At 60.8% G+C, this 7,520-nt stretch carries 6 protein-coding genes and 1 pseudogene; 5 read left to right on the plus strand and 2 right to left on the minus strand.

What is annotated here, in order from left to right:
• A pseudogene (locus NW838_RS04755) lies at window positions 1–347 on the minus strand (hypothetical protein); the annotation flags it as partial.
• Between the two features lie 51 nt (window positions 348–398).
• Window positions 399–767 carry a photosystem II complex extrinsic protein PsbU gene (psbU, locus tag NW838_RS04760; RefSeq protein ID WP_414332351.1) on the minus strand — a complete coding sequence of 123 codons (369 nt, stop codon included), beginning with the start codon at window positions 765–767 and terminating at the stop codon, window positions 399–401.
• Between the two features lie 193 nt (window positions 768–960).
• On the opposite strand from psbU, the gene gcvP reads away from it, so the two are divergent.
• The 5 genes from gcvP (at window position 961) to NW838_RS04785 (ending at window position 7,386) form a co-directional block, all read left to right on the plus strand.
• Window positions 961–3,927: an aminomethyl-transferring glycine dehydrogenase gene (gene gcvP / locus NW838_RS04765; RefSeq protein ID WP_414355399.1), complete on the plus strand. Its 2,967-nt coding sequence runs from the start codon at window positions 961–963 to the stop codon at window positions 3,925–3,927.
• Window positions 3,928–4,068: 141 nt separating this feature from the next.
• Complete coding sequence (locus NW838_RS04770) at window positions 4,069–4,626, plus strand: hypothetical protein (RefSeq protein ID WP_414355397.1); 558 nt, start codon at window positions 4,069–4,071, stop codon at window positions 4,624–4,626.
• A 2-nt stretch (window positions 4,627–4,628) separates the two neighbouring features.
• On the plus strand, window positions 4,629–5,066 hold the full coding sequence (locus NW838_RS04775) for an SRPBCC family protein (RefSeq protein ID WP_011431811.1): 438 nt from the start codon (window positions 4,629–4,631) through the stop codon (window positions 5,064–5,066).
• Between the two features lie 37 nt (window positions 5,067–5,103).
• Window positions 5,104–5,685: a peroxiredoxin family protein gene (locus tag NW838_RS04780; RefSeq protein WP_414332206.1), complete on the plus strand. Its 582-nt coding sequence runs from the start codon at window positions 5,104–5,106 to the stop codon at window positions 5,683–5,685.
• 45 nt (window positions 5,686–5,730) lie between these two features.
• Entirely contained in the window at window positions 5,731–7,386 is a 1,656-nt protein-coding gene (locus NW838_RS04785; RefSeq protein WP_414355395.1) for an ABC1 kinase family protein, read from the plus strand.
• Window positions 7,387–7,520: the final 134 nt, after the last annotated feature.

Genomic DNA, 7,520 nt, shown 5'->3' on the forward strand with positions numbered 1-7,520 from the left:
TGAGAAAGGGATCCCCGTTGAAAAGAGGTTTGGTACGCCCGTTCTGACTGGGTTTTTCTTAGGTAGATGACAATCTGCCGCACCTCCTGGGCAGGATAGCGGCGGTAGAGGCGCAGGCAATAGTCGGCCATGCGGAAGGGGATATCGGGATCCGGGTCGGTTTGAAACTCCAGATGCAAAATTAAGTTTTGGGCCCGCAGCAGGATAAGAGAGTCCGCTCGGATGGGCTCGGTGGACAGCTCCGTCGGCTGTAGCTGAGCCAAGGAAACAGGGGATCCCAGCAGCCACCGGGCAAAGGACTCGGGGAACCATTCCACCAAGTACTTGCAGACGTTATCGTAGGCCACAGGATCCCTTTCCTACAAAAGCCGATTCTCCCGATGGCCCCTCTGCCGAGATCAGCCGTAGTACCCTTGGTTGATGCGGTTTTCCAGTTGGTTAGCCCCTTCCTGATACTCGCCAAACACGAAGTTCTCGGCGTTGGCTTTGATCAAGGCCTTTTGCTGCTCCGTCAAACCGGAGATCTGCAACATATCTTCCAGGCTCTTGTAGGGGGCATTTTTCACCAGGATGCGAGCCAGGGTGGGATAGAAGCCGGGCAGTTGGCGGTAGTTGCGCAAGATGGTGTTGTTCACGTCAATCGGAGTGTCCAAGTGCTTCACCGCGGGAAGCTCTGCGGCTCTGGCCACAACAGGGATCCCCAAAGGAGCGAAGCACAGACAGAGCACTAACACCACACGAACCAAGATGGACAGCAGCCAGCGCATAGCATCACTTCTCCAAGCAGAATCCAAAAGGCTCATCTGTATAGGTTGCTAACATTCTCCGACCATCTAGTGTCTCATCCCCTCCACCCCGAATCGAAGGCCAAGACAGGATTTGGATCCCGACAGAAACAATTTTTAACAACTATGATCAGGAGACAGTCTTTCTTGCTCTCCCTTTCTCGGCTATCGCACCATGTCCGACTTGGCCCTTCTCCACTCGACTCGACTTGACCCCCCAAGCCGGGATCCATCTCCAGGGATCCCACAACCCACGCCTTCTCCGGAGCTGGAGTTGCTGGGGCAGACCGAACTCTTTCTCAGACGGCACATTGGGCCGGATGCCCGGCAAATTGGGCAGATGTTGCAAGTGTTGGAGCTGAGTTCGCTGCAGGAGCTGGTGGAGAAGGCGGTGCCGCCGGCCATTCGCAGCAGCCAGCCTTTGCAATTGGGATCCCCTTGCCCTGAGCAGCAGGTGTTGGCGGAACTGCAGGCAATGGCGGCCCAGAACCAGGTGTGGCGCTCCTTTTTGGGCATGGGCTATTCCAACACCCTGACGCCGCCGGTGATTCAGCGCAGCATCCTGGAAAACCCTGCCTGGTACACCCCCTACACCCCCTACCAAGCTGAGATTGCCCAGGGACGGTTGGAAGCCCTGCTCAACTTCCAGACGATGGTGATCGACCTGACGGGGATGGAGATCGCCAATGCTTCCCTGCTGGACGAGGCCACCGCAGCCGCAGAAGCCATGGCTCTTGCCTACACCTTGGCGGGCAAGGGATCCCCGGTTTTCTGGGTGGATCGGGGCTGTCATCCCCAGACGATTGCAGTGGTGCAGACGCGGGCAGAGCCCTTGGGGATCCAGGTGCGCGTGACGGATCTGGCGGAGTTTTGCCCGGAGAAGGGCTTTGGGCTGCTGTTGCAATATCCCAACACCTTTGGGGAAATCCGGGACTACCGGCAGTTGGTGGAGCAGGCTCACCAGAAGGGGATGGTGGTGACGGTGGCTGCCGACCTGCTCAGCTTAACCCTATTGCAACCCCCAGGAGAGTGGGGAGCGGACATCGTGGTGGGATCCACCCAGCGCTTCGGCGTGCCTTTGGGCTATGGCGGCCCCCATGCGGCTTACTTCGCCACCCGCGAGGCCCACAAGCGGCTGCTGCCAGGACGGCTGGTGGGGATTTCTCAGGATGCTCAAGGCAAGCCAGCCCTGCGCTTGGCGTTGCAGACCCGCGAGCAGCACATCCGGCGGGACAAGGCCACCAGCAACATCTGCACTGCCCAGGTGCTTTTGGCGGTGATGGCTTCTATGTATGCCGTCTACCACGGCCCCCGCGGCTTGCGACACATAGCCGAGCGCATCCACCGCCAGGCCCATCACTTGGCCACTGGGATCTGCCAGTTGGGTTATGAGGTGGGGCCCGAGCATTTCTTCGATACCTTCTGGGTCAAGGTAGCTTCTCCAGAGCAAGTGCAGGCGATCCAGGCCGGCGCTGCCCAGCGACAGATCAACCTCCGCCAGATCGATGACCAGACGCTGGGGATCAGCTTGGATGAGGCTACCACCGCTCAGGATCTGCGGGATCTGTGGGAGATCTTCGCCGGAACCCTTCCCCGCAGCGGAACGGAGTCCTTACCGCCAGCTTGGGATCCCGACAGCCCAGAGCTGGACTTGGGCCAGAGCCTGCCGCCCCAGCTCCTGCGCACCACCCCCTACCTCACCCATCCGGTCTTTAACCGTTACCACTCGGAAACTGAGCTGCTGCGCTATATCCACCGCCTGCAAAGCCGGGATCTGGCTCTCACCCATTCCATGATCCCCTTGGGCTCTTGCACCATGAAGCTGAACGCCACGGTGGAGATGATGCCGGTCACCTGGCCGGAGTTTGCCCAGCTCCATCCTTTTGTGCCCCTGGAGCAGGCCCGCGGCTACCAAGCCCTCTTTGCCCAGTTGGAAAAGATGCTGGCGGAGATCACCGGCTTTGCCGGAGTTTCTCTGCAGCCCAATGCCGGATCTCAGGGGGAATATGCCGGCCTGTTGGCCATCCGCCGCTACCACCAAGCCAGAGGGGAAAGCCGGCGGCAGGTGTGCTTGATCCCCACCTCGGCCCACGGAACCAACCCGGCCAGCGCCGTGATGGCGGGGATGCAGGTGGTGAGCGTAGCTTGTGATGAAGCCGGCAATATCGACATTGAGGATCTGCGGGCCAAGGTGGAGCAGCACGGGGAGCGGCTGGCCGCCTTGATGATCACCTACCCTTCTACCCACGGTGTGTTTGAGGAAGGGATCCGCGAGATTTGCCAGATAATCCACGAGGCGGGGGGACAGGTGTACATGGATGGGGCCAACCTCAACGCTCAGGTGGGCCTCTGCCGTCCTGCCGAGCTGGGGGCCGATGTCTGCCACCTCAACCTGCACAAGACCTTCTGCATTCCCCATGGGGGAGGTGGGCCGGGGGTAGGGCCCATTGCCGTGGCCCCTCACCTTGTGCCCTATTTGCCTGGCCATCCTGTTTTGCCCGGCTGTAACGGCCCCGTCAGCGCTGCCCCGTGGGGCAGTGCCAGCATTTTGCCCATCTCCTGGGCCTACATTCGCCTTATGGGATCCGCCGGCCTTACCCTGGCCAGCCAGGTGGCCATCCTCAACGCCAACTACATCGCCAAGCGGTTGGATCCCTACTACCCAGTGCTCTACAAGGGGCCGGGGGGGTGGGTGGCCCACGAGTGTATTTTGGATTTGCGCCCCCTGAAAAAAAGCGCTGGCATCGAGGTGGAAGATGTGGCCAAGCGCCTGATGGACTATGGCTTCCACGCCCCCACCATCTCCTGGCCGGTGCCGGGGACAATGATGGTGGAGCCCACCGAGAGCGAATCTCTGGAGGAGCTGGATCGCTTCTGCGAGGCGATGATTGCCATCCGCCAGGAGATTGCCGCCATTGAGCGAGGCGAGATGGATCCGGTGCGCAATCCCCTCAAGCTGGCCCCCCACACCGCCGAGGTGGTGGCTGCCGACCACTGGGATCGCCCCTATCCTCGCTCGCTGGCCGCCTACCCGCTCCCCTGGGTCAGATCCCACAAGTTCTGGCCCAGCGTCAGCCGCATCGACAACGCCTACGGGGATCGCCACCTGGTGTGCAGTTGTCAGCCCTGGCTCGACGAATGATGGCTGCTCTGGAACTTGGCCCAGAAAGGGAGATTGGTTGTATCCAAAGGCGGGATCCGCTATAACCAGTCAGGGATCCCTGGCCAACGAATGAGAAAAAATCCCCGTCTTGAGCGGTTCACGTCAGTGGGGCCAAGTTCTTTGCCTATTCTTACTCGGCTAACCCTGGGGCTGTTGGCGGGATCCCTCGTGGCCTGCCGCAAGATGCCTGATCCGGTTGCTCCAGAGCTGGATCCCGTGCGGCGTCACATCGGCAAAGATGGCACGCATTTTGAGGCTTCCCTAGGAGATGCCCGCGCTCTTCCCCCCCAGTTTCCCCCTCACTTGCAGTTGCCCAACGCTTCCATCATCTCTTCGGGACAGATTCGGGATCGAGAGGGGGGCCTTGCTTCCCTGATCTTGCAGACCTCTCAGCCTCTGGAGGCGATTGCCGCCTACTATCGCCGCACCCTGTGGGGCCGGGGCTGGGACATCCTCTCGGACATCGAGCAGGCCAATGGGATCCGCACCTTGGTGTTCGAGTCTCCCCCCCACCCCAAAAAGCCTCTCCAACAGGCGGTGGTGCAAGTGGGATCCCCCCGTCGCGGGCCGGATCAGGTGGAATATCGCGATATCTTGATTTTGCTGAGCACCGTATCCCCCTCTGCCACGGCAGAAGACCTCTCTGCGGCCAAGCTCGCTCCCCCAACTTCCCCCTGAGGATGCCCATCTATACCCAGTCAATTCCGATTGCGGCCAGCGTGGCCCAGGTGGATCGCTGCCTCACCGACCTGGAGTTGATGAAGCGCTGGCTCAACCCGCTGTTGGGCTGTGAGGCGGTGGGATCCCCTCTGGCGGAATTGGGCAGCCGCTACCGCTTTTTCCTTCGCTTGCCGTTTGTATCCCCCAGCTTGGATTGCGTGATTACAGAGCGGGCAGAAGGCTTGGTGCAGTGGCAGTTTAAGGGATTTTTTGAAGGAACCGACCGCTGGGAGTGCCATCCCCAGCCGGGGGGTACCCTTCTAGTCAATTGCTTCAACTTCCGCATCCCCAGTCCCTGGGTGGCGGCAGGGTTTTACCTGTTGGCAGCAGGGCCGACCCAGCAGGATATGCGGGCCCAGCTCCGACGGCTGAAGGCGGTGGCCGAGGCTTTGGGTTAGGCTGGTGGCAAGTAGTAAAGAAACGTAAAAAACTGCAATGACCAGCAACAGCGGACTGTTTAACCGTCGCTTTGCCGACAACTTCATCCCCCAACCAGCCAACACTTCTCTGGAAATCGGCCAGATTGCCCCCGATTTTGAGCTGCCGCGCGTGCAAGGGGATCCCGTGCGGCTATCGGACTACCGCGGCCAAAAGCCGGTGGTTCTGGCTTTTACTCGTATCTTCACCGAAAAGCTTTTTTGCCCTTTTTGCTACCCCCACATCCAAGAGCTGAAAGCCCGCTACAGGGAGATCCAAGCTCTGGGGGCGGAGCTGCTGATGGTCACCAGCACTGATCCGGTTCAAAGCCAGCAGATTCAAGCAGACCTGCAGCTGCCTTACCCGCTGCTGGTGGATCCCGAGTGCAAAACCTTCCGCCTCTATGGGGTTGGCCAAGCTTTGGGAGCACCCCTGCCGGCCCAGTTCGTTGTGGATCGGGAGGGCAAACTGCGCTTCAAGCATGTTTTCTCCTTTGCCCAGCCCAATGCCGATACCGATGAGGTGCTGCGGGTGTTGCGGGAGGGGCTGCAAACCGGCTGGGATGGAACCCGTAGGGTGGCCCCTATCCCCTTTTTCTAGGGATCGGGCTTCTCTGCCATTGGACTTCCAGGGAGAGAGACTGCGATGTTTGCCCGTCTGGCCCAGAGTGGGGCGCGTCAGGCCGAGATCCTGGAGGTGGTTTTGCGCCACGGTTGGGACTACATGCGCCGCTTGCTCTCTTTTGGCAAGGCTGGGGAACCCCAACTGCCCCCCCCAATGGTGCTGCGCAACATTTTGGTGGATCTGGGGCCGGTCTATGTCAAGCTAGGCCAGCTGCTGAGCACCCGTCCGGACCTGTTGCCGCGAGAGTACATCGAGGCCCTCAGCACTCTGCAGGCCGACGTACCTCCTGTTCCCTGGAATGCGGTGGAGATCCTGCTGCGGCAGCAGTTGCGGCAGCCGTTGGAGCAGGTGTTCAGCAGCCTGGACACAGAGTCGGTTGCGGCGGGATCCATTGCCCAGGTCCATCGGGCTTGTCTGGTCAGCGGCGAGTGGGTGGCCCTCAAGATCCAGCGGCCCGGGCTGGAGGCGGTGGTGGAGCGGGATACGCGGCTAATCCGGGGCATTGCCGAGCTGGTGGCGCAAACGGAGTTCGGCAGATTGGCAGATGTGGTGGCCTTGGCGGATGAGTTCTGCCGGGCCATTCAAGCAGAGCTGGACTTTACCCAAGAGGCCCGCCACACCGAGCAGCTCCGCCAACAGTTGCAAAGGGGGCGTTGGTTTGATCCGGCCCAACTGGTGGTGCCGCGCATCCATTGGCCTCTCACTACGCCAAAGGTGTTGACGCTGGAGTGGATCGAGGGCCGGCCCTTGTTGGAGGCGGATCGCAGCGACGCGGACCCGGAAAACATCGCCCGCCTCTTGACCCGCGCTTTTTTCCAGCAGATCTGCATTGATGGCTATTTCCACGCCGATCCCCACCCCGGCAACCTCTTTTACTTGGGATCCGGTCGCGTGGCCCTGCTGGATTGCGGCATGATTGGGCGGCTGGATCCGCGTACGCAGCAGATTCTGCTGGAGCTGATGCTGGCCATTGTCAGCCTCGATGCCCAGCGCTGTGCCGAATTGACCCTGGAGTTGGCCCTGCCGGAAAGATCCGCGGCCCGCTTGCGGGATCAGACTGTCAGCTTGGCCCAGCTCCAAAGCGACTACGAGCGCCTTCTGCGGCAGTACTACACCCTGAGCATTGCGGAACTCAACTTCAGCCAGCTCTTTTCTGAGATCCTGCAGGCGGCCCGGCGCAACCAGATCCGCATTCCCGGCAATTTGGGCCTCTGTGCCAAGGCGCTGGCCAATTTGGAAGGGATCGCCCGCCAGCTCACCCCCGACTACAACCTGCCGGAGCAGCTTCGCCCCCTGATGGCGGATGTGTTTCGGGCGCAATTGCTGGGGGAGGCCCCTCTGCCTTCGCTGCTGCGCACGGCTTTGGATTTGAAAAATCTCTCTCTGCAATCGCCGCGCCAGATGGAGCTGCTGCTCAGCCGCATCACCTCGGAAACCCAGCGCTGGAACTTGACCATCCAAGAGCTGGACGGGATCCGCAGCAGCCTGGATCAGTCGGCCAACCGCCTTTCCTACAGCATTGTGGTCGGCTCTCTGATCGTCGGAGCTGCCATCATCTCGGCTCAGACGCAGCGCTTCCAGGTCTTTTGGCTGAGCGAACTCCTGTTCGGGGCGGCCAGCCTGTTGGGGCTGTGGCTCGTCATCAGCATCCTGCGCTCCGGTCGCCTGCGCGGCTAGATTGGCTGAGGTTGGCTCATCAGTGGACTCAGGGCCCTACTGCCCTTGTCTGGATCTCGATGTTTCCAAAAGAACACCAAAACGGTATCAACGCCTCCGCGAGCGATCCGCCAAAAGCCGCAAAGGCCGATTCT

Origin of the sequence: Synechococcus sp. R55.2 (assembly GCF_047462075.1) — a bacterium.
Lineage (GTDB): Bacteria > Cyanobacteriota > Cyanobacteriia > Thermostichales > Thermostichaceae > Thermostichus.

Bases quoted from the DNA above. Each gene is read 5' to 3' on its own strand.
- NW838_RS04785 (WP_414355395.1), top strand. From the start codon at position 5,731: ATGTTTGCCCGTCTGGCCCAGAGTGGGGCGCGTCAGGCCGAGATCCTG.
- NW838_RS04780 (WP_414332206.1), top strand. From the start codon at position 5,104: ATGACCAGCAACAGCGGACTGTTTAACCGTCGCTTTGCCGACAACTTC.
- psbU (WP_414332351.1), bottom strand. From the start codon at position 767: ATGCGCTGGCTGCTGTCCATCTTGGTTCGTGTGGTGTTAGTGCTCTGT.
- NW838_RS04775 (WP_011431811.1), top strand. From the start codon at position 4,629: ATGCCCATCTATACCCAGTCAATTCCGATTGCGGCCAGCGTGGCCCAG.
- gcvP (WP_414355399.1), top strand. From the start codon at position 961: ATGTCCGACTTGGCCCTTCTCCACTCGACTCGACTTGACCCCCCAAGC.